A 24230-nucleotide genomic window follows, 5' to 3' on the forward strand; every position below is an offset into this window, starting at 1 on the left:
TCCCCGCTCGGGTCTGCGAGTTGCCCGCTCGGGCGCGTGAGTTGCCCGCTCGGGTGCGCGAGTTGCCCGCTCGGGTGCGCGAGTTGCCCGTTCGGGTCCGGCGAGTCCCCCGCTCGGGCCAGCGAGTTGCCCGCTCGGGTCCGCGAATTGTGAGTTCTGGACCCACTCGCCGGGGCACCGACGGAGAGCTCGAACGCGGCACTCACGGTCCGGAACGCAGAACTCGGCGTCCCGAGCGGGGGACTCGCAGTCGGCAGCGGGGGACTCGCGGTCTTGAGCGGGGGACTCGCGGACCGGAGCGGGGGACTCGCGGTCTTGAGCGGGGGACTCGCGGTCGGGAGCGGGGGACTCGCGGCGGGGCCGTGTCAGTCGGCCTTGGGGACCGAGCTCTGCACCACCTCGAACTCCAGCAGGCTCGCCCCGCTGGCCACCGGCTTGGCGCGCTCGCCGGCGTGGGCCTCCCGCGCCGGGCCCTGCGCCCACGCCTGGAAGTGCTCCTCGGTCTCCCACTTCGTGTAGACGAAGTACCGGTTCTCCCCGGATACCGGGCGCAGCAGCTCGAAGCCGAGGAACCCGGGCTGCGAGTCCACGGCGTGCAGTCGTGCGGCGAACCGCTTCTCCAGTTCGGGGCCCGCGCCCTCGGGAACCTCGATCGCGTTGATCTTCACAACAGCCATGGGCCCAGCCTAGAAGCTAGCGCCGAAGCGAGCCGGGATAGAGGTGCTCGTCACCGGGCAGCTCCGCACCGCGGAACCAGGCCGCGAAGAACCCCTCCAGGTCCTGATCCGCGAGGTCGGCGACGAACCGCTCGAAGTCGGGCCAGCTCGCGTTGCCCTCGCGGTGCTCGACGGGCCACTCACGCAGCACCCGGTTGAACGCCTCGTCGCCGATCTGCCTGCGCAGCGCGTGCAGCGCGAGGATGCCCTTGTCGTAGACGCCCTCGAACTCGTTGCCCGCGCCCATGTCGTAGAGCCGCTGGCCCCAGAACTCCCGGTCGTCGCGCAGCCGGTCGATCGCGCGCCGGTAGCGGGCGTCGAGGTCGTCGCCCTCCTTGCCTTCGGCCCACAGCCACTGCGAATAGCTCGCCAGGCACTCGTTGAGGCAGATGTCCGCCCACGACTCCACCGACACCTCGTTGCCGTACCACTGGTGGGCCAGCTCGTGGACGATCGTTTCCAGATCGGCCGACACCGTGTAGGTGGGCCTGCCCTGGGTCTCCAGCGAGTAGCCCACGTTGTCGCCGAGGTAGATGCCGCCCGCCGAAGTCGCCGGGTAGTCGCCGAACTTGCCGGTGAGGAACTCGATGATCTCGGCGACGCGCCCGGCGTCCGGCCGGATGCGCTCGGCGCCGGGCGCGAACGCGCTCAGCACCGGTGTGCCGTCGGAGAGCCTGCCCCTGTCGATGGTGAACCGGTCGATCGCGACCGTGGTGAGGTAGCTGGCGACGGGCTCGGACTCGACCCACGTGCTCGTGGTCCAGCCGTCCGCCGTCGACGAGCCCTCCTGGCGGCCGATCGACACCGCCGTCCAGCCTTCGGGCACCCGTGCGGTGAGCCGGAACGTCGCCTTGTCCCTCGGGTGCTCGTTCACCGGGTACCAGTAGGAGCCCGAATGCGGCTCGCCGAGCACGAACGCGCCGCCGGAGTCGCTGCGGTGCCAGCCGTTGCCGCCGAGCTGGGCGCTCGAGGCGGCCTGCGGCGTGCCCTCGTAGCGCACGCGGGCGGTGAACTCGCTGCCTTCGGTCAGCGGCTCGCTCGGCGTGATCACCAGCTCGAAGGCGCTCTGCCTGGCGAACTCCGCGCTCCTGCCGTCTACCTCCACCGAGCTGATCGTGAAGCCGCGCAGGTCGAGGTTGAACGACTCCAGGTCCTGAGTGGCGCGGGCGGTGACGGTGGTGTCGCCGGTGAGCTGCCCGTTGGCGGGGTCGTAGGCGATCGACACGTCGTAGCCCGTCGCGTCGTAGCCGCCGTTGCCGTCGTTGGGGTAGTAGGGGTCGCCGATGCCCGCCGCGCCCGGCGACGGGACGCCCGGGGTGGGCTCCGGCCGGGGCGGCTCTTCGGACTCGGGTGCGGTGCACGCGGCTAGGGTGCAGACCAGGCCGAGGAGCAGGCCGGTCCGCGCGCGGCGGGAGATCATGGCGGGAGCCTACGTGCAGGGCCAGAAAGACGACGTGAACGAGGTGCCGATGCAGCCACGGGACGGGGTGGTCGACTTCGGGGGCGAGGGGCCGCCGATCGTGCTGCTGCACGGCCTCATGGGCAGGGCGACGACGTGGTGGGGTGTCGCGAGGTGGCTCACCGCGTACGGGCACGTCGTCGGGCTCGACGCACGTGGCCACGGGCGGGCGAGGCGAACGGGCGAGTGGCGGACCGAGGAGTTCGTCGCCGACGTCGCCGAGCTGGTGGCCGACCTCGACGAGGGTCCCGCGGTCGTCATCGGTCACTCGATGGGCGGCCTGCACGCGTGGGTGCTGGCCGCGACGCGGCCCGAGCTGGTGAGGGCCGTGGTGGTGGAGGACATGGCGCCCGACCAGCGCGGCCGCACCGTCGAGGCGTGGCGCGGTTACTTCGAGTCCTGGCCGGTTCCGTTCCGCTCACTCGCGCATGTGCGGGAGTTCTTCGGCAGCACGGGGAACTACTTCGCGGAGTGCGTCGAGGAGCGGGCCGACGGCTACCACCTGATGTCCGACCTCGAAGACCTGTACGAGATCGCCGCGGAGTGGGGCCGCCGCGACTACTGGTCCTTTGTGGACAAGGTGGAGTGCCCGCTGCTGGTGATCGAGGCCGGTGATACCGCGATGCCGCCGGGACAGCAGGCGGAGCTGGCCGCGCGCGCACCGGGCGGCGGCAGGCACGTCGTCGTGCCCGGCGCGGGGCACGTGGTGCACGACGACGCGCCCGAGCAGTACCGAGGCGCGGTGGAAGCCTTCCTCTCTCAGGTCCTGAACCGCTAGCCGGGCGGGTCAGCCGATGTGGGCCAGACGCGATTTGAGGGCCTGCCGGTTCGTGCCCTCCGCCAGCAGCGGCCAGATGTCGGCGCCGAGGAGACCCCGCTCGTCGGCGTGCGCCGAGGCGTAGCACGTCGCCGCGGGAACTCCGTTGGCGGCGGCGAACGACCGCACCGTCTCCCGGGTCGCGGGCCCGAAAACGCCGTCCACCGCCACGTTCTCGCCTCGCGCCCGCAGCAGCCGCTGTGCTTCCCGCACCCGCTCACCCGTGTCGCCCTGGCTCAGCAGCGGCCACTCCACGGGCTGGCGCGCCTGCACGCCCAGCTCGGCGGCCACCGCCTCGCGCAGCTCCGGCAGTCGTGCGTAGAGGACGTCGCCGGGACACTGTGTCGAGTTGAAGTCCCGGTGGCCCTTGATGAACTCGGTGGAGATGCCGTACTGGTCGGCCATGTAGGCCACGAGCCGCACCAGCGAGTCCCAAAGCGCCTGCGGCACGTCGACCTCGGTGTAGAGGCCCTCGTTCTCGATGCCGATGACCTCGCTGTTGTGGTTGCCGACGTTCGCGCCCAGTACGTGCTGCACGCCGCCGCGCAGCACCTCCAGGCTGCGGTGCCTGCCCTCGGTGATGTGGCCGCCGCGGCTGTTGGTGAACTGCTGGCCCGAGTCGGCCCAGCCGCGCGTGTCCATGTGGAACGTCTGGATGTCGCGCGAGATCTGGAACGCGCGCTCGCGCGAGTAGTCCTCGGTGTTGCCGGGCTCCACGGTGTGGTGCACGACGATGTAGGTCGGTTTGCGGTCGAGCACCTCGATCGGGCTGCTCGGCGGTCGCGCTCCCCAGATGTCGGTTCCGTAGATCACCGGTTCGGCCACCTTGCGCGCGGTGGCGGCGGCGGTAGCCGCCTGCCACGTGGCGACGGCGCCGACCGCGGTGGCGGCGAGGCCACCCTTGATCAGCGCACGCCGGTCGAACCCAGGCTTGCCGGCCATCTCGATCTCCCCTCGATCGGAACGAGGGGAAACATTAACAATATTCGCTTACGTGCTGTCAATGTTCGCCCGGCAGGGCGAACCTTCCGTCGGCCGTCTGCTCCACCAGACCGTCCACCAGCAACGAGTCGAGGCAGCGATCGCGCTGCCCCGCCTGCGGCCACACGACGTCGAGGCGCGCCTTCTCCACCGGGTCCAACGTCCCCCTCAGCACGTCGAGCAGCAGGCCGCGCACGTGCCGGTCGGTGCCCGCATACCTCTGCACGGGCTTGGCAGGCCCGGCGTAGGCGGGCCTGCCGGCGTGCTGCCACGCGCAGCCGTCGGCCACCGGGCAGTCTCCGCACCGAGGGGAACGCGCGGTACAGACCAGCGCGCCCAGCTCCATCAGCGCCGCGGACAGCCGAGCCGCGCGCGACTCCGACCGAGGCAGGAGCGCCTCGACGTCGGCCATGTCGCGCGTGTTCGACGCCGGTCCCGCGTCGCCGGCCCCGTGCACGGCCCTCGCGACGACCCTGCGGACGTTGGTGTCCACGACGGGCGCGCGCTTGCCGTAGGCGAACGCGGCGACGGCGCGGGCCGTGTAGGCGCCGATGCCCGGTAGCGCGAGGAGCGTGTCGACGTCGGAGGGCACGACGTCGCCGTGTTCGGTGGCGATCGCCGACGCGGCGGCGTGCAGGCGCAGCGCCCGCCTCGGGTAGCCGAGCTTGCCCCACGCGCGCAGCACCTCACCCTGGCTCGCGGCGGCGAGATCGGAGGGACGCGGCCAGCGGGCGAGCCACTCGTGCCAGATCGGCTCCACACGGGCGACCGGCGTCTGCTGGAGCATGATCTCGCTGACCAGCACGCCCCACGCCGTGCACTCGGGGCGCCGCCAGGGCAGGTCGCGGCCGACCGTGTCGAACCAGTCGAGGAGGGTGTCGGTGTCGATGGGCATCGACGGAGACTCTAGTCAGGACACCTCGGAGAGCACGCCCGTGTGCACGTCGTAGACGAAACCCCGCACGAGGTCCTTGTGGGGCAGGAAGGGGCTCGTCTGCACCCGCCGCACCGACTGGCGCACACTGGCCTCCACGTCCCGGAACGCCTCGACGGCCCAGGTCGGCCGCAGCCCGCTGGCCTCCTCGAGTTCGTCCTTGAAACCGTCCTCGGTCACCGTGTTCAACCCGCAGCTGGTGTGCTGCATGATCAGCACCTCGCGGGTGCCGAGCTTGCGCTGGCTGAGCGCGAGCGAGCGGATCATGTCGTCGGTGACGACGCCGCCCGCGTTGCGCAGCACGTGCGCCTCGCCCTGCAGCAGTCCGAACAGCTCGAACACGCGGATGCGTGCGTCCATGCACGTCAGGATCGCAACGTGCATGGACGGGCTCGCTGAGGAGCGGTCGCCCGGCACGACGTTGCCCAGTTCTTCGTTGCGCTTGAGCAGGAGGTCGATCGCGGTCATGCGGTCAATGGAACGGGGCCGCCGCGCGCCGCACAACTCGGGCGGATGAATGTCACTTCGGCTATGGGCCGAACCAGCGTTCCTCGGCGGTCCGGGGCGGGGCGGAGGTGGTGCCCACGCGCAGTTCGGTGGGCAGCGTGATGACCTTCGGCGCCACGCGGTCGGCGGCGCCGAGGAGGAGCCTGCCGGCGGACTTGCCCTTCTCCAGCACGGGCTGGTGCACGGTCGTCAGCCCGGCGCGCGTGGCCTCGGCGATGCCGTCGAAGCCGGTGATCGTCAGATCGGCGGGTACGCGCAGGCCGCGCCGTCCCGCCTCGGCGAGCGCGCCGAGCGCCAGGATGTCCGAGGTGCAGATCAGTGCGGTCACGCGCGGGTAGGCGTCGAGCAGTTGGCGTGCCGCGGAGGCGCCGTCGTCGACGTTGTGCTCGAAACGCTCCACCACCGGCACGCTCTCCCAGGCCACGCCCGCGGCCTCGAAGGTCCTGGCCAGCGCGGCGAGCCGGGTGCGCTGTACGTGGTAGTGCGCCTCCTGCTGGCGCGACATGGGCACGAAGTCGTCGTTGCGGTCCCGCGCCAGCCGCATGCACAGCACGCCGACCTGCCGGTGACCGAGCCCGACGAGGTGGTTGGCGAGGCTCACGGTCGCCGCCTCGTCGTCGGGTCCCACGCGGTCGACGCCCTCCACCTCCGGCTGGTCGACGATCACGGTGGGCACCGGGCGCTGGAGCACGGCGGCGAGGTGAGGGTCGTCGTCGGGAACGGAGTAGACGACGAAGCCGTCGACGCCGGCGCGGTGCACGGCGGCGACGTCCTCCCTGCCGGGGCTCGCCGGCACGAGATGCAGGCCGACGCCGGCGTCCTCGCACGCGAGCGCGAGACCCTCCAGCACGCCGACGGCCGCGGGGTCACGGAACGCGTACGAGAGGTTCTCGGTGAGCAGCAGGCCCACCGCGCCAGCCTTGCGGGTACGCAGCGACCGGGCCACCGGGTCAGGGCCGGGGTAGCCGAGGCGCCTGGCGGTCTCCAGAACGCGTTTGCGCAGCTCAGGCGATAGCTGATCCGGCCGGTTGTAGGCGTTCGAGACCGTCGTCCTGGACACGCCCAGCTCGGCGGCAAGGGACGCCAGAGTCGCCTGCCGCCGGGTTCGCATCGGCCGGTTCATGAACAAACCGTAACGGTTCAGAAGCCGATGCAGAAGTTCTGGCCCACGTGCGTCACATCTTGACGGTGCGTCGTGACCTCGGTCGCTGAGCTGTGGGTTCGTCACCGGTTGGGGTAAAGTTGAACCGACAATGGTTTCCATTATCTTCACTGAGTGTCACCCACCACGATGTTGACGGAGTGTGTTTGCCGATGAGCTCTCGCCGCGCGAGGCCCCTGCTCGCCACGACCTCGGTGCTCACAGCGCTGACCCTTGGCCTCACCGCGTGTGGTGGCGGCGGAGGAGGCAGCGGGCAGGCCGCCGAGGACGGCCGCATCTCGGTGGTCGCGTCGACGAACGTGTGGGGCAGCGTCGTCGAGGCCGTCGGCGGTGATCGGGTCGACGTGAAGTCGATCGTCGAGGACCCGTCCTCCGACCCGCACTCCTATCAGGCCAGCGCCGAGGACGCGGCCGATGTGCAGGACGCCCAGCTGCTCGTCTACAACGGCGGCGGGTACGACGAGTTCTTCGAGCAGCTCGCGGGCCAGAACTCCGGGGGCGAGCCCGTGGTCGCCTTCGAGGGCGAGGGCCACGCGCACGGCGAGGAGCACGCCACCGAGGAACACGGTGACGAGCACGCCACCGAGGGACATGGTGAGGAGCACGCCACCGAGCAGGGTGGCGAGGAGCACGGTCACGACCACGGCGAGGTGAACGAGCACGTCTGGTACGACCTGCACGTCGTCGCCGAGGTCGCCGACAAGGTCGCGGCCCGGCTCGGCGAACTGGACGCGGAGGCCAAGCAGACCTTCACCGACAACGCCAACGCGTTCAAGGCCGACCTCGACGAGCTGACCCAGCGCATCGAGAAGATCGGCACCGACCACCCCGGCACGAAGGTCGTCGCCACCGAGCCGGTCGCGCACTACCTGCTCCAGACCGCGGGCATCACCGACGCCACGCCGCACGACTACGCCGAGGCGATCGAGAACGAGACCGACGTGCCCGTCGCCGCCCAGCAGCAGGTCACCGAGCTCGTGTCCGGCAAGCAGGTGCAGGCGGTCGTCAACAACTCCCAGACCGTCACGCCGGTGACCGAGAAGCTCGTCCGCGCGGCCAAGGACGCGGGCGTCCCCGTGGTCGACGTGACCGAGACCCTGCCCGAGGGCGCGACGGACTACATTGCCTGGATGAGCACGCAGGTGGACGCGTTGGCGGGAGCATTGGGTCAGTGAGCCGTGGAGTCGTCGAGATCGAGGGCGCGGGGCTGCGGTTCGGCGACCGGGTGCTGTGGTCGGGTCTCGACCTCGACGTCCAGCCCGGTGAGTTCCTCGCCGTCCTCGGTCCGAACGGCTCCGGCAAGACCAGCCTGCTGCGGGTGCTGCTCGGGTTGCAGTCGCTGAGCGCGGGCGAGGCCCGCGTGGTCGGCAAGGCGCCGGGCCGGGGCAACCGCAAGGTCGGCTACATCCCGCAGCAACGCGCGATGGACGAGCAGCTCACGCTACGCGGCACGGACCTCGTCGGGCTCGGTCTCGACGGCGATCGCTGGGGCTTCGGCCTGCTCGGAGCGGGCAAACGGCGGCGCCGCATCGCGGAGCTCGTGGAGTCGGTCGGCGCGGAGTCCTACGCCTCGTCGGCGGTCGGCAGGCTCTCCGGCGGCGAGCAGCAGCGGCTGCGAGTCGCGCAGGCGCTCATCGGCGAGCCAGAGGTGCTGTTGTGCGACGAGCCGCTGGCCTCGCTCGACCTCACCCATCAGCGCGTGGTGAGCGAGCTGATCGACCGGCGCAGGCGCGAGGCGGGCACGGCCGTGCTGTTCGTGACCCACGAGATCAATCCGATCCTGTCCTATGTGGATCGAGTCCTGTACCTGGTCAACGGTCAGTTCCGCATCGGCACGCCGGACGAGGTGATGAACTCGCAAACCCTCTCCGAGCTGTACCGCACGCGGGTCGAGGTGTTGCGGGTCGGCGGCCAGATCCATGTCGCGGGCGCACAGAGCGCGCTGTGCGAGGACGAGGTGCACCATCACGTCGACGAGCGGGTGTCGTAACCGTCATGGACAAGCTGTTCGACTTCGAACTGACCGCACGCCTGCTCGGCCTGGACTTCGTGCAGATGGCGCTGCTCGCCGCGGCCGTGCTCGGCCTCGTCGCCGGCACCCTCGGCCCGCTCATCGTGATGCGCCGGATGTCGTTCGCCGTCCACGGCACCGCCGAGCTGGCCTTCACCGGCGCCGCCGCGGCGCTGCTGCTCGGCATCGGCGTCAGCTACGGCGCGCTGCTGGGCGCGGTGGTTGCCGCGCTGCTGCTCGGGTTGCTCGGCGGCCGCGAGTCAGAGCGCGACTCCGTCATCGGCGTGATCCTCTCCTTCGGGCTCGGTCTCGGCGTGCTCCTGCTGTGGTTCTACGAGGGCAGGGCGTCCAACAAGTTCGGCATCCTCGTCGGCCAGATCGTCGCGGTCGAGCCGCAGGACCTCACAGCGCTGCTGGTCGCGGCGGTCGTGGTGCTGGTGGTGCTCGGCCTCATCTACCGGCCGCTGCTGTTCGCGAGCGTCGACCCCGGGGTCGCGGTTGCCAGGGGTGTGCCGGTGCATCTGCTGTCGCCGCTGTTCGCGGTGCTCGTCGGCATCGCGACCGCGCTGGGCGTCCAGATCGTCGGCGCGCTGCTGGTGGTGGCGCTCATGGTCACGCCCGCCGCCGCGGCGGCCAGGCTCACGGCCAGCCCGCTGCGGGCCACGGTGCTCGCCGTGGTCTTCGCGGAGATCGCCGCGATCGGCGGCATCGTGCTCTCGCTCGCGCCCGGCGCGCCGGTGAGCTTCTTCGTCACCGCGATCTCGTTCACCATCTACCTGGTGTGCCGCCTGGTCGCCTACGTGCGGGGCCGCGAGCGGCGCGGTGCCGTCGACGCCGTCAGTGCAGCATCAGCAGTACCTGCAGCTCACCAACGATGAAGCCGATGACGCCGCCCACCACGATGAGCTTCCACTCGTCCTGCCGGAAGGCGGGCCGCAGCAGGCCCTCGTACTCCACCGGCGTCAGCTTCATCATCCGCTCCTCGACCATGTTGGCGACGTTCATCGCCTTGGTGAGGTAGCCCTCCGCGTGGGAGACGGTGTCGGGCATCCGCTCGATCGCCTTCGCCGCTGCCGCACGCTTCATCTCCTCGAGCCGCCTGGTCCCGATGGCCACGGTGACCAGCGGCTTCGCGGCGCTGGCCTGCTCGTCGATCGCCTCGGCCACCATGCGCCGGATCATCGCCATCAGCCGGTCGGAGCGCGGGCCGCGCAGGATCGACTCCATCAGGTTCGGCACGGTCAGCACCTCGCGGGCGATCAGCTCGCCGTACTGCCGCGCGACCTCTGTGCGCCGCCGCTGGAACTTGCCCTGCAACGTGAAGCGGTGGAAGACGCGGACCGGCTCGCGGGGGACGAAGATCAGCTTGATCGCGAGCCAGTCGGTGAAGAAGCCGATGCAGGCACCGAAGATCGGCATCACCAGCGGTTCCTTCGTCACCGCCCAGATGACCGACTGCACGATGCCGAGCACGAATCCGAAGTAGATGCCGGAGCGGGCGATGAACGCCATCTCGGGCCGCGACGTCTCGCGGATGAGCCGCACCAGCAGCGCCTTGTCCTGCGTCAGGCGCTGCACTGTCATGTGCTTGACGTCGAGGACGTCGTCGAGGTTCTCCCGCACCTCGTCCATGAGCTGCCGGACGAGCCGGGGTGAGGACGCCTGCAGCTGCTTGACGATCAGCTCCTGCGCCATCGGCGGCAGCCGGTCCCACATGCGCGGGTGGTACTCGGCGAGCACGTCGCGAGCGATGTCGTCGACGGCCCGCAGCAACGGCTGCTCGATCTCGCGCGCGATCCGCCCGGAGTCGATCCGGTCGAACACATCGCGAATATCGAGCAAATTCGCGGTGAGCAGATCGGTCGCGATCGCGGCCATGCGCCCGCCGTGCCGGGGGACCACGCCCTGCCAGCCGAGGAACGTTCCCTTGATCCCGGTCCACTCCAGCGGCCGGAACATCATCTCGATGGCGACCCGTTTGGTGACGTAGCCGATCAGCGCGGCGACGAACGGGATGGCCGCGTACAGCGGCCAGTGCCGTGCGATGTCGTCGAGGACCGCGTCCAAGTCAGACGTCCCTCCCCACGTGGGCGCAGCGTTGCACGCACAGTATCGGGCGAGTCCAGAAAGCGTCCGTTTGGAGGTATGGGATTCAGCCTGTGGACTCATTAAGGTTGCCGAATGGCAGAAGCCGGAGCACCCCCCAACCCCACCAGGTCCACCCAGTTCACCACGGTCTTCCGGGGCTACGACCAGGTACAGGTCGACGAGCACCTGAAGAAGATGGCCGCCGAGCTCAAGCGCACCTCCCGCAGCCGGGACGAGGCCACGGCGTCGGTCGCCGACCTCACCAAGGCGCTCAGCTACGCGCAGCAGGAGCTCACCGAGGCCAAGGCGGCGCTGACCCGCATGGTCGAGGACCCGTCAGGGCCCGCGGCCATGAGCGAGCGCGTCAAGACGATGATGCAGCTCGCCGAGGAGGAGATCGCCGACCTCCGCAAGAAGGCCGAGGAGGAAGCCGCGGCCACGCGTTCGGCGGCCGACGCCTACGCGGACAAGACCCGCGAGAAGGCCCGCGCGGAGGCCGAAAAGCTGGCCGCCGAGGCCGAGCAGGAGCGCAACCGCCTCGACGCCGAGGCCAAGGAGCGCCGCACGGCGGCCGAGCGGAAGTCGCAGGAGAGCATCGCCGCCGCCGAGAAGGCCTCCGCCGACAAGATCGCGAACGCGGAGAAGGCGTCGGCCGAGAAGATCGCCGCCGCGGAGAAGAAGTCCGCCGAGGAGATCGCCGCGGCCGAGAAGAAGTCCGCGGAGAGCATCGCCGCCGCCGAGAAGGCGTCCGCGGAGAGCATCGCGGCCAAGACCGCCGAGGCCGAGCGCCGCGCGGAGGAGCTCGAGTCCACCGCGAAGGCCCGCTCCGAGAAGATGATCGCCGAGGCCGAGAGCAAGCTCGCCGACGCCAACGCCAAGCGCACCGAGGCGCTCGAACTGCGCAGCCTCGTCGCCGACCGCCTCGCCGCGAGCCACACCGCGCTGCAGGAGGCCATCGAGCGGCTCGGCCCCTCACCCGAGGCGGAGAAGGTGAGCAAGAAGAAGGAGCCCGCCACCCAGCCCGCCTGATCGCGGTCCACACCAGAGCTGGTCGGGTACTGCAGTGAAGGCCACCCTCACTGCGTTCAACGCAGTGAGGGTGGCCTTCACTGCAGTGGGGTGTGCCCTCATGCGCTCCACTGTGGAATCGTCCACTCCAGACCGTCACGGCCGGGCTCGCGCAACGTCACCCAATGCTGCGGCTTGGTAACGATCGAGCTGCCGACGCTGGTTGAAGAGTGCAGTATTTCCGGGTGAACTCGGATGTCGCAGACAAAAAATCGTTGCCCGTCGACTTCGCCGTGTACGGGCTCGACTGGGGTTTCCGGGGCCCTCGCTGGGTGGACTTCTTCGAAGGGACCCCGGACGGCCGGCCGTGGGCGTTGTGGCTCGGTCACCGGCAGCAGGAGAGTGAGCACGGGGTTCGGATCGGCACGCTGCCGAGGCCTCGCTACGACGAGACCATGTGCCCCAACGGCGGCGACCCGCTCGCGGAGGTGGCCTTCGGCGGCGCGTTCGGCCTGGTCAACCTGACCCTTCCGGACGGGTCCGTGCCGCGCCCCGATGGGCTGATCCTCGCGCTCGTCGAGCACGCGGAGAAGCAAGCAAAGCGGTACGAGGAATGGCCGCAGGTCACCTGGCGGGTCGAGGGCGAGCCGGTGCGGGCACGGGTTTGGCACTTCGCGGGCGCGTGGGCGGGCTTCACCACCGAGTTGCCCGACGCGTACGTGGTCGCGATCGGCATCGGGTTGCCGCCGGAGGAGACGCATCTGGTGCGGATCGACAAGACCGACTCCTACGGCACCGACTTCGGCGCGCCGCTGAGCCTCACGGATCTGGGCAAGCACAAGAGCAACCGGCCCGAGGCGTGGCTGCCGCCGCCTCAGCGCGACGGCTTCCACCCCGACCAGCTCGCTCTCGTGCCCGAAACCGAACATTGACCGCCGTACCCTAGTGACGTGGATCACTGACTCGATAGGGTCCCGGTATGGGACGAAGCGACGATGCTGAAGGCGGGCGTACGCAGAGCGTCACGTCGGCCCTGCTCTCCGGAAGTACCTATCGCGGGCTGGCCGAACAGAAGCTGACGCCGGCCGAGGAACGGTTCGAACGAGCGCGGAGAACGGTGGGCTTCGTTCTCGCGCCGCTGGTGACGATCGTCTTCCTCTTCGTGCCGACCGCGCTCGACTCCTCGCAGCAACAGCTCGCGGCCGTGCTGCTGGGCGTGGTGGTGCTCTGGGTGTGCGAACCGGTGCCGATCCCGGTCGGCGGCCTCATCGGTGTCGCCACGATCGTGATACTCGGCGTGCTACCCGCCGACGACGTGCTGGCGCCCTTCGGCTCGTCGACGGTGTTCGTGTTCATCGGCGCGTTCATCCTGGCGCAGGCCATGCTGCGGCACGGCCTCGCGCGCAGGTTCGCGTTCCGGATCCTGAGCCTGCCGGGTGTCGGCAAGAGCACGTGGCGCGTGATCGTCGCGCTCGGCGTTGTCACGTGTGTCCTCTCGGCGTTCATCTCCAACACGGCGACCGTCGCGATGCTGCTGCCGACGGCGGTCGGACTGCTGTCGGTGATCGCGGAGCTCATCCGGGGGCAGACGCCGGAGGGGCAGCGCTTCGATCCGCTGCGGCTGCGCGTCGGCATCGCGCTGATGCTCGTGCTCGCCTACGGCGCGAGCGTCGGTGGCCTGCTGACGCCGATCGGCTCCCCGCCGAACCTCATCGGCAGGGAGCTGATCGAGGAGGCGACCGGCGAGCGCATCTCCTTCCTGCAGTGGACGATCACGGCGCTGCCCGCCTGCGCGGTGATGTTCGCGGTGCTCGTCACCGTGCTGATCCTGCTGAACCGGCCGGAGATCAAGCGGTTGACCGGCGTCGAGGAGTACGTCGCCAGTGAGCGCGCGAAGCTCGGCAAGCTCTCGCGTGCGGAGTGGAACACGCTGATCGCGTTCCTGGTCACCGTGGTGCTGTGGGTGGCACCGGGCATCGTGGCACTGGTCGCGGGTGGTGACTCGGCGGCGTACGAGACGATCAGCAATCGCCTCGACGAGGGCATCGTGGCCGTCGTCGGCGCGGCGTTGCTGTTCCTGCTGCCGGTGAACTGGCCGGAGCGCAGGTTCACGCTCACGTGGACCGAGGCGGCGCGGATCGACTGGGGCACGGTACTGCTGTTCGGGACGGGCATCATCTTCGGCACGCTGCTGAGGGACACGGGTCTCGCCGAGCGCGTCGGCACGGGTCTGGCGAACGGACTGGGCTTCACGAGCAGCGTGTCGCTGGTGATCTTCGCGGTGCTGATGGCGATCGTGGTGTCGGAGACGACGTCGAACACGGCCTCCGCGGCGGTCGTGGTGCCGATCATCATCCCGATCGCGGAGGCGGCGGGCGTCAACCCGTTCATCCCCGCATTGGCGGCGACGTTCGCCGCGTCGTTCGGCTTCATGCTGCCGGTGTCTACGCCACAGAACGCGATCGTCTACGGGTCCGGCGCGGTGCCGATCACGAAGATGATCCGCTCCGGTTTCGTCTTCGACATCGCGGGCGCGATCCTGATCATGCTGCTGATCCCGCTCATGATCGCTGCCGTCGGGTTGGGTGGTTGACGCGGTAGCGCAGGTGCGTCACGGTGGGCGAGCTGATCACCTCGACGGGCTCCATGGCCAGCCCGTTGACCCCGTCGAGGAGCCGCTCACCGGCGCCGATGGTCACGGGAACGAGGTGCAGCACGAGCTCGTCGAGCAACCCGGCGGCGAGGTACTGGCGCACGGTGGCGGCCCCGCCGGCGATCTCGACGTCCCGTTCCCCAGCGGCGGCGAGAGCCTGCTCGAGCGCCGACTCGATGCCGTCGGTGACGAAGGTGAACGTCGTCCCACCCTGCATCTTCAGAGGCGCCCGCTCGTGGTGGGTCAGTACGAAAACGGGCGCGTGGTAGGGCGGTTCGGCGCCCCACCACCCGGTCCAGCTCTCGTCCCAGGCGCCGCGCCCTGGCCCGAACATGTTGCGCCCCATGATGTGCGCGCCGGTGTTGGCGTGGATGTCGGCGAGCACCTGCTTGTCGCGCTCACGCCCTGGCAGATCGGTCTCGAACATCCAAGCGGTCAGCGCAGCGGCCCCGGTGCCGAAGGGGTTGTCGAGGTTCTGTCCCGGCCCGGCGGTGAAGCCGTCGAGCGAGATGGCGAGGTTGGCGGTCACGATGGTCATGCCGGGTAGACACGGGTGGGCGGCAAAACTCATCGGCGCGGCCCAGACCCGGCAGCGACAATCATGAGATGGACGGTCGCGACCGGTTGTGCGCATTCGTAGCTGAGCTGCTGTCACTCCTGCGCAGCCGCGACCAGGATGTTCTATGGAGCTCCTTCGCCACGGTCGAGGACGCCATCGCCGAACTGGAGCACTTGCGCGACCGCATCGCCGACGGAGATCCGGACGCACGTCGTCGGCTCAAGCTGCTGTGTTCACCTACGGGCGCGATCGAGGAGATCGCCATCTCCAGCGGATGGGCCGACACCTGGTCAGGCTCATCGACGGCAAGTACCGATCGGCGTGGAGTTAGGAATCCGGTGCCGATGTTCGAAGGTCGTCCACGCGTCGTGCCTGACATCTTGGCCGGAGGGGGCAGGAGTGCACACTGGACCGATGCCGCTCCGGGGCGACGAACTGGCCACTCCCGTCGTTTGGAGGGTGACCGGTCATGGTTGCTTTCCTCATGCAGCCAGTGTCGATGGGCGATGGTGGGTGCTGCGGGTCAACCACTGGCCAGACCATCCGCTGTACTCGCTGCTCATCGATGCTGTCTGGCGCGGTGACCTCTCGTTCGACGACGGCGATGGCTGGTGGCCGCGGGCATGGCAGGAAGCAACGCGAGGAGGGCTGCCTGAACTCAGCCGCGCGGAACTGAACGCCGCGTTGGGGCCGGTGCAAGGCTTCACGGCGTACGGCAGCGAATCCGGACGGTCGTGCGATTGCTTCTTCTGTCTCTAGCGCGGACCACGTCGCAGGCCGCCGCCGATCTCGTTCAAAACTGGTAGTACAAAAACGGGCTGAAGGTGCCCGTCGCCACCAGGATCGCGGCATAGGCCAGGCCCACCGTCATGATGCCGATCCGCAGCACCGTCGCCGGTCTGCTGCGCGCCGACTCCAGCAGCGGGCCCGTCACCGGGTGCGCCGGCAGGAAGAAGATCGCCGCCGCGCCCAGCAGGAGCACGAGTCTTTGGTTCGTCAGCGACGCCTCGACCAGCTCCGACAGGCCGTCGAAATCGGGCACCAGCATGTGCCCCAGCATCGTCAGCGCCTGCCCCATGTCGGGTGAGCGGAACAGCACCCAGCCGAAGATCGCCAGCACCAGCGTCAGCGCCCGCCGCGCCACACGCGCCGCCGAGTCCTTCGGCGCCTTGTCCCAGCCGCACGCGCGCTCGATGATCAGCAGCGCACCGTGGTAGACGCCCCACACCACGAACGTCCACGCCGCACCGTGCCAGAACCCCGTCAGCACGAAAACGATGCACAGGTTCCGATACGTCTTGCGCGCGCCGGCGCGGTTGCCGCCCAGCGGGATGTAGACGTAGTCGCGGAACCACCGCGACAGCGACATGTGCCAGCGCCGCCAGAACTCCGTGATCGTCACCGAGGAGTACGGCCGCGCGAAGTTCTCCGGGAGCCGGAAGCCCAGCATCCGGCCGAGCCCGATCGCCATGTCCGAGTAGCCGGAGAAGTCGAAGTAGAGCTGCAGCGTGTACCCGATCGCGCCGAGCCAGGCGATCGCGAACGTCATCTCGTCGGCCGGGGTCGCGAAGCACGCGTCGACCATCGGGGCGAGCGAGTCGGCGATCACGGCCTTTTTGACCAGGCCCAGTGCGAACCGCGGGAACCCGGCTGCGATGTCGTCGAAGCGGTGCGAACGGTGCTGCGGCAGCTGGTCGGCGATCTCCCGGTACCGCACGATCGGGCCCGCCGCGAGCTGCGGGAACATCGAGATGTACGTCGCGAACGACACCGGATTGCGCAGCGCGTGCCGCTCACCCCGGTAGATGTCGACCACGTACGAGATGTGGTGGAACGTGAAGAACGAGATGCCGATCGGCAGCGCCAGCTCCGCGATCGGGAAGTCGCCGCCGAACAGCTGGGCGAACCAGGCGATCTGCTCGGTCGCGAAGCCCGCGTACTTCCACACCAGCAGGATCGACAGGTCGAACGCGATCACGCCGATGAGCAGCCAGCGGCGCCGATTGTCCGGTCGCATCCCCCATTCGTCGGGTTCCAGCGCGGGACCCGCCGCGAAGTTGATCACCATGCACGCGAGCAGCAGCAGCGTGAACGAACCGGCGCCCGTCGCGTAGAAGAGCAGGCTCGCCACCGCGACGATGCCGTTGCGCCAGCTCCGCGGGCACAACAGCACCGCGATGAGCACCGCGGGCATGAAGTACCACAGGAAGAGTGGCGAGACGAACGACATCCGGTGGGACCCCCTGGGCACGATGCGGCAACGTGACCCTAACGGAGTAGGGAGCCCCGCGTGGTGAAGACCGACGTGAAGTGGTCTCCGCCATGCGACCTACACGCGGCCGTCGGCCCTTCGCCGCCTCGCGACCTCGGCGAGCAGCACGCTCGCGGCCACCGACGCGTTCAGCGACTCGACGCCGGGCGCCATCGGGATCGACACGGTCACGTCGCAGTTCTCCCGCACCAGCCGCGAGAGGCCACGCCCCTCCGAACCCACCACGATCACCAGGGGGTCGGTGGCGAGGTCGAGCGAGTCGATCTCCAGCGTCGCGTCGGCGTCCAGCCCGGCGACCATCAGGCCCTCGGAGGCCCACGCCTGCAGCTGCCGGGTGAGGTTGGTCGCGATCGCGACGGGCAGCCGCGCCGCCGTGCCCGCGCTGGTCCGCCACGCCACGGCCGTCATGCCCGCGCTGCGCCGCGCCGGGAGCAGCACGCCGTGCGCGCCGAACGCGGCCGCCGAGCGGATCACCGCGCCGAGGTTGCGCGGGTCGGTCACGCCGTCGAGCGCCACGATCAGCGGCGCCTCACCTGAGTCCCTCGCCATGGCCAGCAGGTCGTCCGGATGGGTGTACTCGAACGGCGGGACCTGGAGCCCGAGACCCTGGTGCACGGCGCCGCCGGTCTTGCGGTCCAGCTCGTCCCGTGGGACCTCCAGGATCGAGATCCCCTTGTCCGCGGCCCGGTGCACGGCGTCCTTGACGCGGTCGTCCGCGTCGATGTTGAGCGCCACGTAGAGCGCGGTCGCGGGTACGTTGGCCCGCAGCGCCTCGACCACCGGGTTGCGGCCCGCGATGATCTCGGGACCCTCGGCCTGCTTCTTGGCGACGTTGCGCTTCTTCTCGGCCCGCGCTGCCGCGGCAGCGGCCTTGCGCTGTGCCGGGTGCCCCTTCCGGTCCTCGGCCCTCGGCGTCGGGCCCTTGCCCTCGAGCCCCTTTCGCCGCTGGCCGCCGGAGCCGACGACCTGGCCCTTCTTCGTGCCGGTCTTGCGAATCGCGCCCCGGCGCCGGGAGTTGCCTGCCATCTCTCAGTCTCTCACTGTCCACAAGGGACCATTGGGGGTGTCTTCCACCGCGATGCCGGCAGCGGTCAGCTGATCGCGGATGGCGTCGGCCCTCGCGAAGTCCTTGTCCTTGCGGGCCTGCTGCCGTGCCGCCAGCATCCCTTCGATGAGCGTGTCGAGCGCCCTGGTGTTCGAGCCCCCGGTCTCCGCCCACTGCTCGGACAACGGGTCGAGCCCGAGCACGTCGGTCATCGCCCGCACGGTCTCGGCCAGCTCCAGTGCCTTGGCCGAATCCGCCGCGTCCAGAGCGGCGTTGCCGTCGCGCACGGTGTTGTGCAGCACGGCGAACGCCTGCGGCGTGCCGAGGTCGTCGTCGAGCGACGCGGTGAACTCACCGGGGAGGCGTCCGATGTGGACCTCGCCGGCCGTGCCGGCGACGCGCCGGAGGAACTGCTCGATGCGCCGGTAGCCCTGGGCCGACTCCGATAGCGCGGCGTCGGAGTACTCGATCGTCGACCGGTAGTGCGGCTGGATGAGGTAGTACCGCAGCTCCACCGCGCGGTAGCGGCGCAGCATCTCCGGAATCGAAACGACGTTGCCGAGCGACTTCGACATCTTCTCGCCCGAGAGCGTCACCCAGGCGTTGTGCAGCCAGAACCGCGCGAACGGGTCGCCCGCGGCGTTGGACTGCGCGCGTTCGTTCTCGTGGTGCGGGAACACCAGGTCGACGCCGCCTCCGTGGATGTCGAACTCGGCGCCGAGGTAGGTCGTCGCCATCGCGGAGCACTCCAGGTGCCAGCCCGGCCTGCCGGAACCCCACGGGGTCGGCCAGGACGGCTCACCGGGCTTGCTGCCCTTCCACAGGGTGAAGTCCCGTGGGTCGCGCTTGCCCTCGGCCAGCGTCTCGCCCTGCTGGACCTCGTCGAGCCGCTGCCCGGACAGCGCGCCGTAGCCGTCGAAGGAGTTCACGGCGAAGTAGACGTCGCCGCCATCGGCGTAGGCGTGGCCCTTGTCGATCAGCCGCTGCATCAGCTCGACCATCTGGGTGACGTGGCCGGTGGCGCGCGGCGCGATCGACGGCGGCAGGCAGCCGAGTGCCGTGTAGGCGTTCTCGAACGCGCGCTCGTGGGTCGCGGCCCACTCCCACCACGGCCTGCCCGCGTCGGCGGCCTTGGTGAGGATCTTGTCGTCGATGTCGGTGACGTTGCGGACCATGAGCACGTCGAGTCCACTGTGGACCAGCCAGCGCCGGAGCACGTCGTAGTTCAGCGCGCCCCGGACGTGGCCGATGTGCGGAATGCCCTGGACGGTGGCCCCACAGACGTACATGGACGCCGTTCCACTGCGCGCGGGGTGGAACTCCCGCACGTCCCTGGTAGCGGTGTCATAGAGATGTAGGACCACGAAGAAATGGTACGGGTCAGAGCACGGAGTGCTCGCGCAGGGCGGTCAGCAGCCCGTCGCCGCGCTCGCTCGTCGGCAGCGGGTCCACCAGCGCGAACGGGCAGCCCAGCGCCCTTGCCCCGCCGTCTGCCTCGTCGCTGTCGCCGACCATCAGCGTCCGCTCGGGGGCCGTGCCGAGCCGGTCGAGCAGGTTCCGGAAGATCGCGGGGTCCGGCTTGATGGCCCCCACCTCGAACGACAGCACGAACTCGTCCACGTACTCGTCGAGCCCGCGCTCGCTGAACGCAGGCCGGATGTCGAAGGCGATGTTGCTCAGCACGCCGATGCGCACGCCCTTGCCCGCGAGCGTCTTCAGCGCCTGCTCGGTGTCCGGGTAGGGCGTCCACTCGGAGGGGTCGATGAGGCGGTCGTAGAGGGCCTTGGCCTGCTCCACGCGCGCGACTCCGGACTGGCGCAGCACCTCCATGTACACCTTGTTGTGCATCGCGGGGTCGAGGTCGCGGTTCTCCCAGGCGTGCCAGTGCTCGTCGTCCAGGTCGACGGTGAGCGTGACCGGCGCGGTCATCCGGCGCATCATCTCGGCCTGCGCCTCCACGTCGAGCGGGTCGCCGTCGTGGTCGGTCACATCGCTCAGCCAGGTCTCATTCTGCTCGAGTCGGAAGAGAGTGCCGGAGAAGTCGAACATCACTGCCTGAATCGTCACAGATCCAGGCTACCCGCTACCGGGGGAGGAGCAGTGCGGTCGCGATCGCGGCGATGCCTTCGCCCCGGCCGGTGAGGCCGAGCCCGTCGGTGGTCGTGCCGGACACGCTCACGTCGCCGCCCACGGCCTCGCCCAGCACGCGCTGCGCCTCGTCCCGGCGAGTGCCGATACGGGGCTTGTTGCCGATGACCTGCACCACCGCGTTGCCGACGCGGTAGCCCGCATCTTCGACGAGCCTGCGGGCCTCGGCCAGGAACGCCACGCCGTGCGCACCCGCCCATCGCGGGTCGCCAGTGCCGAAGACACCGCCGATGTCGCCCAGCCCTGCCGCGGACAGCAGCGCGTCGCACAGCGCGTGGGCGGCCACGTCGCCGTCGGAATGGCCGGCGCAGCCGTCGACGCCGTCCCAGCGCAGCCCGGCGATCCAGCACTCCCGGCCGGCCTCGATCGGATGCACGTCGATGCCCTGACCGATTCTCACTGGCGTTTCTCCGAGGTCAGCAGGGCCTCGATGACGGCGAGGTCGAACGACGTCGCGAGGCGCATGGCGTGGGGGTGTCCGGCGACGGTGTGCACTTTGGCCCCCAGCCCGGCGAGCGGCTCGGCAGGGTCCGCCTGGCGCAGCACGTCGGCGAGAAAGCCTTGCGGGGTCTGGGTGAAACGAAGTTTCGAGCGGTCACGGGTGCCGCACACGATGTCGTCGGAGTCGACGAGCTTGATGGTGTCGGTGACGGGCTCGACGGGGACCGCTGCGAGCGCCCCGGAGCGCACCGAGTCGACGACCGCCCGGATGGTGCCGGCCGGTGTGAAGGGTCGCGCCGGATCGTGCACGAGCACCACGTCCGACACTGTCGCCGAGCAGGCCGCGAGCGCCGACCGCACCGATTCGGCACGGCCGGCACCCCCGGCGACTACTCGTACCCGCGTGTCCGCGACCGATTCGAGCACGGTCTCGTACGCGGTCAGATTCTGCGGCGGGCCCGCTACGACCACCCGGTCCACGCAGCCCGAGTGCAACAGGCCTCGAACGGCATGCGACAACAGCGGTTCACCCCGGAAATTGATCAACGCCCCGGAAAGGCGGTGGTCGTGCTCCTCGAGGGGAACCAGTGCGATGACGTTCAGGGTTGCTAGACCGCCGCGGTTTCCAGAACCTCGTCGAGGAGCACCTCGGCCTTGCCCTCGTCGGTGCCCTCGGCGAGCGCCAGCTCGCTCACCAGGATCTGTCGCGCCTTGGCCAGCATCCGCTTCTCACCAGCGGAAAGGCCACGGTCCTTCTCACGCCGCCAGAGGTCGCGCACCACTTCGGCCACCTTGTTCACATCGCCGGAGGCGAGCTTCTCGAGGTTGGCCTTGTACCGACGCGACCAGTTGGTCGGCTCGTCGGTGTGAGGTGCGCGCAGCACGTCGAAGACGCGGTTGAGACCGTCCTGGCCCACGACATCACGCACGCCGACGATCTCGGCGTTGTCAGCGGGAACGCGAACGGTGAGATCTCCCTGCGCGACCTTGAGGACGAGGTATTGCTTTTCCTCGCCCTTGATCACGCGTGTCTCGATCGCTTCGATGAGTGCGGCACCGTGGTGCGGGTAGACGACGGTCTCTCCGACCTTGAAAACCATGTGTCCTCTGCCCCTTTCGCTGTATCCAGCTTAGCACGGAGCATCCAGGGCTAACCAGTCACCCGCGCTCGTCCTCGCAGGTCAGTGGCCTGATCAAGGGTCGCCCGGGGGTTGACAAACCGCCGATTCGCATACTCACGCAGGTGGGCGCGGACGCGTTTCCCGGGATTAATGGAATCCATTGTGGACGTTTGATCTTGGGTTGTGGGGTGGGTCGCACCACTCGAGCGGCCACCACGTCGCGCCCGGAATATGGCGCCGGGATAGTCTGCGCGGCAGGGCAGGTCCTTAGCTAGGAGGGACTCGGAAGTGAAACGTCGCATGCTGGGCTCGGCCGTTCTCGGTCTCGGTGCCGCGTTGCTCGTCGCGGGGTGCGGGGCGGGGCAGATCACCCAGACCGACACCCAGGAGGCGGCGGTCAACGGCGCGTCGGCCGAGGTGAAGGACATCGCGATCCGCAACGCCGAGCTCGCCTATCCCGAGGGCGTGCAGCCCGCGGCCTACGTCCAGGGCTCCGACGCCGAGGTGCTCATGAGCATCGTCAACCGGAGCGGCCGCAACGACGAGCTCGTGTCGGTCTCCTCCGACGCCGCGGCCAACGTCTCCGTTCAGGGCGCCCGCGCGGTCCCGGCCGGAACGGCGCTGTCGATCGGGCCGGACGAGCCCGGCGCCGGCAGGCAGCTCCAGGGCGAGATCGTGCTGGAGGGCCTCAAGCGCGAGATCCGGCCCGGCCAGACCATCACGGCGACGCTGACCTTCCGCGAGGCGGGCCCTGTCGAGGTCGAGCTGCCCGTGATGGCCCCAGCGGAGCCGAGGGTCGCCGAGGAAGGACACGGCGAAGGCGGTCACTGACGCCGGTTTGTCGGTGCCCCCGGCTACGGTCTCCGCGTGGTCAAGAAGGGGTCCAGCAGCTACCGCTGCGCCGAATGCGGTCTCGAGGTCGCGAAGTGGGTCGGTCGCTGCCCGGAGTGTCAGGCGTGGGGGACGATCGAGGAGCGCGGTGACATGCGCCCGCCCATCGCCCGCGTCGCGGCAGGAGCGCCGAGTGCGCCCGCGCGGCCCATCGCCGACGTCGACGTGGAGAGTTCGCGAGCGCGTCCCACCGGTGTCTCAGAGCTGGACCGAGTGCTCGGCGGCGGGCTCGTGCCCGGTGTCGTCGTGCTGCTGGCCGGCGAGCCGGGTGTCGGCAAGTCGACCCTGCTGCTGGAGGTCGCCTACCAGTGGGCGGCCGAGGGCGCGGGGGCCGCGCTGTACGTCACGGGCGAGGAATCCGCCGGCCAGGTACGGCTGAGGGCGGAACGCACCGGCAACGTCCACGGTGAGATGTACCTCGCCGCCGAGAGCGACCTCTCGTCGATCCTCGGCCATGTCGACGACGTCAAGCCGGGCCTGCTGATCGTCGACTCCGTGCAGACGATGTCGTCGCCGCAGGTCGACGGCGCTCCCGGCGGGGTAACCCAGGTGCGGGCCGTGACGGCGGGGCTCGTCGCGCTCGCCAAGGAGCGGGGCCTGCCCGTGGTGCTCGTGGGGCACGTGACCAAGGAGGGCTCGGTCGCAGGCCCCCGCGTGCTGGAGCACCTGGTGGACGTGGTCCTGCACTTCGAGGGCGACCGGCACTCGACGTTGCGCATGGTCCGGGGGGTGAAGAACCGCTTCGGCGCCGCCGACGAGATCGGCTGCTTCGAGCTGCGCGACGACGGCATCATCGGCGTCCCGGACCCGTCGGGACTGTTCCTCAACCGGCACGCTGAGGCGGTGCCCGGTACGGCCGTGACGGTGACCGTGGAGGGCAAGCGGCCGCTGCTGTGCGAGGTGCAGGCCCTCGTCGGGCGTTCCCACCTCAACCAGCCGAGGCGCGCGGTGAGCGGGCTCGACTCGGCGCGGGTGAGCATGGTGCTCGCGGTGCTGGAGAAACGGGGCGGCGTGCTGCTCGGCGACAAGGACGTCTACACGGCCACGGTCGGCGGCATGAAGGTCACCGAGCCCGCCGTCGATCTCGCGGCGGCGCTGGCGGTCTCGTCGGCGTTCAGCGACGAGGCGCTCTCTCCCCGGCTCGTCGCGATCGGCGAGGTGGGGCTGGCCGGTGAGGTTCGCAGGGTCACGGGGGTCGGCAGGCGGCTGGCCGAGGCGGTGCGGCTGGGGTTCACGCACGCGCTCGTGCCGCCCGACCCGGGGCCGCTGCCGGACGGCATCAAGGCGCTGGAGGTCGGCGATCTCGCGAGTGCGGTGCACGCGGTGAGGTACGTGCCGGTGAAGTGACGAGGAGGCGGCCGGGGAGTCCCCCGACGACCTCCCGGCCGCCTCGTTGCCGGTGAGACGCGGCCGGGTT

At 69.9% G+C, this 24230-nt stretch carries 25 protein-coding genes; 10 read left to right on the forward strand and 15 right to left on the reverse strand.

Annotation, left to right across the window (positions count from 1 at the left end; all coding sequences use genetic code 11):
* Window positions 1-365: 365 nt before the first annotated feature.
* Both FCN18_RS18370 and FCN18_RS18375 read right to left on the reverse strand, forming a co-directional pair.
* A complete protein-coding gene (locus FCN18_RS18370; RefSeq protein ID WP_112264869.1) occupies window positions 366-677 on the reverse strand; it encodes an antibiotic biosynthesis monooxygenase family protein in 312 nt (103 codons plus the stop codon).
* Window positions 678-693: 16 nt separating this feature from the next.
* Entirely contained in the window at window positions 694-2136 is a 1443-nt protein-coding gene (locus tag FCN18_RS18375) for a M1 family metallopeptidase (protein WP_137095688.1), read from the reverse strand.
* 49 nt (window positions 2137-2185) lie between these two features.
* Here FCN18_RS18375 and FCN18_RS18380 point away from each other — a divergent pair, with 49 nt between their 5' ends.
* Window positions 2186-2953 (forward strand): alpha/beta fold hydrolase, encoded by a 768-nt coding sequence (locus FCN18_RS18380; protein ID WP_137095720.1) that lies wholly within the window; start codon window positions 2186-2188, stop codon window positions 2951-2953.
* A gap of 9 nt (window positions 2954-2962) precedes the next feature.
* On the opposite strand, the gene FCN18_RS18385 is transcribed toward FCN18_RS18380, so the two are convergent.
* The 4 genes from FCN18_RS18385 to FCN18_RS18400 form a co-directional block, all read right to left on the reverse strand.
* Window positions 2963-3934 carry a peptidoglycan recognition protein family protein gene (locus FCN18_RS18385; protein ID WP_137095689.1) on the reverse strand — a complete coding sequence of 324 codons (972 nt, stop codon included), beginning with the start codon at window positions 3932-3934 and terminating at the stop codon, window positions 2963-2965.
* Window positions 3935-3992: 58 nt separating this feature from the next.
* Complete coding sequence (locus tag FCN18_RS18390; RefSeq protein ID WP_137095690.1) at window positions 3993-4868, reverse strand: HhH-GPD family protein; 876 nt, start codon at window positions 4866-4868, stop codon at window positions 3993-3995.
* A gap of 15 nt (window positions 4869-4883) precedes the next feature.
* Window positions 4884-5375, reverse strand: a complete 492-nt coding sequence (locus tag FCN18_RS18395) for a beta-class carbonic anhydrase (protein ID WP_113643171.1) — start codon at window positions 5373-5375, stop codon at window positions 4884-4886.
* Between the two features lie 61 nt (window positions 5376-5436).
* On the reverse strand, window positions 5437-6537 hold the full coding sequence (locus FCN18_RS18400; protein ID WP_112264859.1) for a LacI family DNA-binding transcriptional regulator: 1101 nt from the start codon (window positions 6535-6537) through the stop codon (window positions 5437-5439).
* Window positions 6538-6728: 191 nt separating this feature from the next.
* On the opposite strand from FCN18_RS18400, the gene FCN18_RS18405 reads away from it, so the two are divergent.
* The 3 genes from FCN18_RS18405 to FCN18_RS18415 are packed head-to-tail and all read left to right on the forward strand — an operon-like array spanning window position 6729 to window position 9465.
* Window positions 6729-7751, forward strand: coding sequence for a metal ABC transporter solute-binding protein, Zn/Mn family (locus tag FCN18_RS18405; protein ID WP_137095691.1), 1023 nt, complete (start codon window positions 6729-6731; stop codon window positions 7749-7751).
* Window positions 7748-8566: a metal ABC transporter ATP-binding protein gene (locus FCN18_RS18410; protein WP_112264855.1), complete on the forward strand. Its 819-nt coding sequence runs from the start codon at window positions 7748-7750 to the stop codon at window positions 8564-8566. Before FCN18_RS18405 ends, FCN18_RS18410 begins: the two co-directional genes overlap by 4 nt.
* Window positions 8567-8571: 5 nt before the next feature.
* Window positions 8572-9465, forward strand: coding sequence for a metal ABC transporter permease (locus FCN18_RS18415; RefSeq protein ID WP_112264853.1), 894 nt, complete (start codon window positions 8572-8574; stop codon window positions 9463-9465).
* Here the strand turns inward: FCN18_RS18415 and FCN18_RS18420 are convergent.
* Window positions 9425-10654, reverse strand: coding sequence for a DUF445 domain-containing protein (locus tag FCN18_RS18420; protein ID WP_112264851.1), 1230 nt, complete (start codon window positions 10652-10654; stop codon window positions 9425-9427). The genes FCN18_RS18415 and FCN18_RS18420 overlap by 41 nt on opposite strands.
* 114 nt (window positions 10655-10768) lie before the next feature.
* Between FCN18_RS18420 and FCN18_RS18425 the strand changes: the two genes are divergently transcribed.
* The 3 genes from FCN18_RS18425 (at window position 10769) to FCN18_RS18435 (ending at window position 14276) form a co-directional block, all read left to right on the forward strand.
* Window positions 10769-11704 (forward strand): DivIVA domain-containing protein, encoded by a 936-nt coding sequence (locus FCN18_RS18425; RefSeq protein WP_113643170.1) that lies wholly within the window; start codon window positions 10769-10771, stop codon window positions 11702-11704.
* Between the two features lie 224 nt (window positions 11705-11928).
* Window positions 11929-12615 carry a hypothetical protein gene (locus FCN18_RS18430; RefSeq protein WP_112266593.1) on the forward strand — a complete coding sequence of 229 codons (687 nt, stop codon included), beginning with the start codon at window positions 11929-11931 and terminating at the stop codon, window positions 12613-12615.
* 47 nt (window positions 12616-12662) lie between these two features.
* The gene (locus FCN18_RS18435) at window positions 12663-14276 is read left to right on the forward strand and encodes an SLC13 family permease (protein WP_112264847.1); all 1614 of its coding nucleotides are present in this window, start codon (window positions 12663-12665) and stop codon (window positions 14274-14276) included.
* Here the strand turns inward: FCN18_RS18435 and FCN18_RS18440 are convergent.
* Window positions 14245-14874 (reverse strand): dihydrofolate reductase family protein, encoded by a 630-nt coding sequence (locus tag FCN18_RS18440; protein WP_112264845.1) that lies wholly within the window; start codon window positions 14872-14874, stop codon window positions 14245-14247. The two genes, FCN18_RS18435 and FCN18_RS18440, sit on opposite strands and share 32 nt — an antisense overlap.
* Before the next feature lie 435 nt (window positions 14875-15309).
* Between FCN18_RS18440 and FCN18_RS18445 the strand changes: the two genes are divergently transcribed.
* Window positions 15310-15654, forward strand: coding sequence for a hypothetical protein (locus FCN18_RS18445; protein ID WP_112264841.1), 345 nt, complete (start codon window positions 15310-15312; stop codon window positions 15652-15654).
* A 34-nt stretch (window positions 15655-15688) separates the two neighbouring features.
* On the opposite strand, the gene FCN18_RS18450 is transcribed toward FCN18_RS18445, so the two are convergent.
* The 7 genes from FCN18_RS18450 to FCN18_RS18480 form a co-directional block, all read right to left on the reverse strand.
* Window positions 15689-17125 carry an MBOAT family O-acyltransferase gene (locus FCN18_RS18450; protein WP_112264839.1) on the reverse strand — a complete coding sequence of 479 codons (1437 nt, stop codon included), beginning with the start codon at window positions 17123-17125 and terminating at the stop codon, window positions 15689-15691.
* 99 nt (window positions 17126-17224) lie between these two features.
* The gene (gene rlmB / locus FCN18_RS18455; protein WP_112264837.1) at window positions 17225-18193 is read right to left on the reverse strand and encodes a 23S rRNA (guanosine(2251)-2'-O)-methyltransferase RlmB; all 969 of its coding nucleotides are present in this window, start codon (window positions 18191-18193) and stop codon (window positions 17225-17227) included.
* Window positions 18194-18196: 3 nt separating this feature from the next.
* Window positions 18197-19576, reverse strand: a complete 1380-nt coding sequence (gene cysS / locus FCN18_RS18460; protein ID WP_137095692.1) for a cysteine--tRNA ligase — start codon at window positions 19574-19576, stop codon at window positions 18197-18199.
* Between the two features lie 16 nt (window positions 19577-19592).
* Window positions 19593-20279, reverse strand: coding sequence for an HAD family hydrolase (locus FCN18_RS18465; RefSeq protein ID WP_112264833.1), 687 nt, complete (start codon window positions 20277-20279; stop codon window positions 19593-19595).
* Between the two features lie 16 nt (window positions 20280-20295).
* A complete protein-coding gene (gene ispF, locus FCN18_RS18470; protein ID WP_137095693.1) occupies window positions 20296-20760 on the reverse strand; it encodes a 2-C-methyl-D-erythritol 2,4-cyclodiphosphate synthase in 465 nt (154 codons plus the stop codon).
* A complete protein-coding gene (locus FCN18_RS18475; protein ID WP_407675782.1) occupies window positions 20757-21404 on the reverse strand; it encodes an IspD/TarI family cytidylyltransferase in 648 nt (215 codons plus the stop codon). Before FCN18_RS18475 ends, ispF begins: the two co-directional genes overlap by 4 nt.
* Before the next feature lie 5 nt (window positions 21405-21409).
* Entirely contained in the window at window positions 21410-21901 is a 492-nt protein-coding gene (locus FCN18_RS18480; RefSeq protein WP_009156479.1) for a CarD family transcriptional regulator, read from the reverse strand.
* Between the two features lie 309 nt (window positions 21902-22210).
* Here FCN18_RS18480 and FCN18_RS18485 point away from each other — a divergent pair, with 309 nt between their 5' ends.
* Entirely contained in the window at window positions 22211-22753 is a 543-nt protein-coding gene (locus tag FCN18_RS18485; protein ID WP_228714031.1) for a copper chaperone PCu(A)C, read from the forward strand.
* Between the two features lie 36 nt (window positions 22754-22789).
* Entirely contained in the window at window positions 22790-24160 is a 1371-nt protein-coding gene (radA, locus tag FCN18_RS18490) for a DNA repair protein RadA (protein WP_137095695.1), read from the forward strand.
* Window positions 24161-24230: the final 70 nt, after the last annotated feature.

The organism is Prauserella endophytica (genome assembly GCF_005146945.1).
Taxonomy (GTDB): domain Bacteria; phylum Actinomycetota; class Actinomycetes; order Mycobacteriales; family Pseudonocardiaceae; genus Prauserella_A; species Prauserella_A endophytica.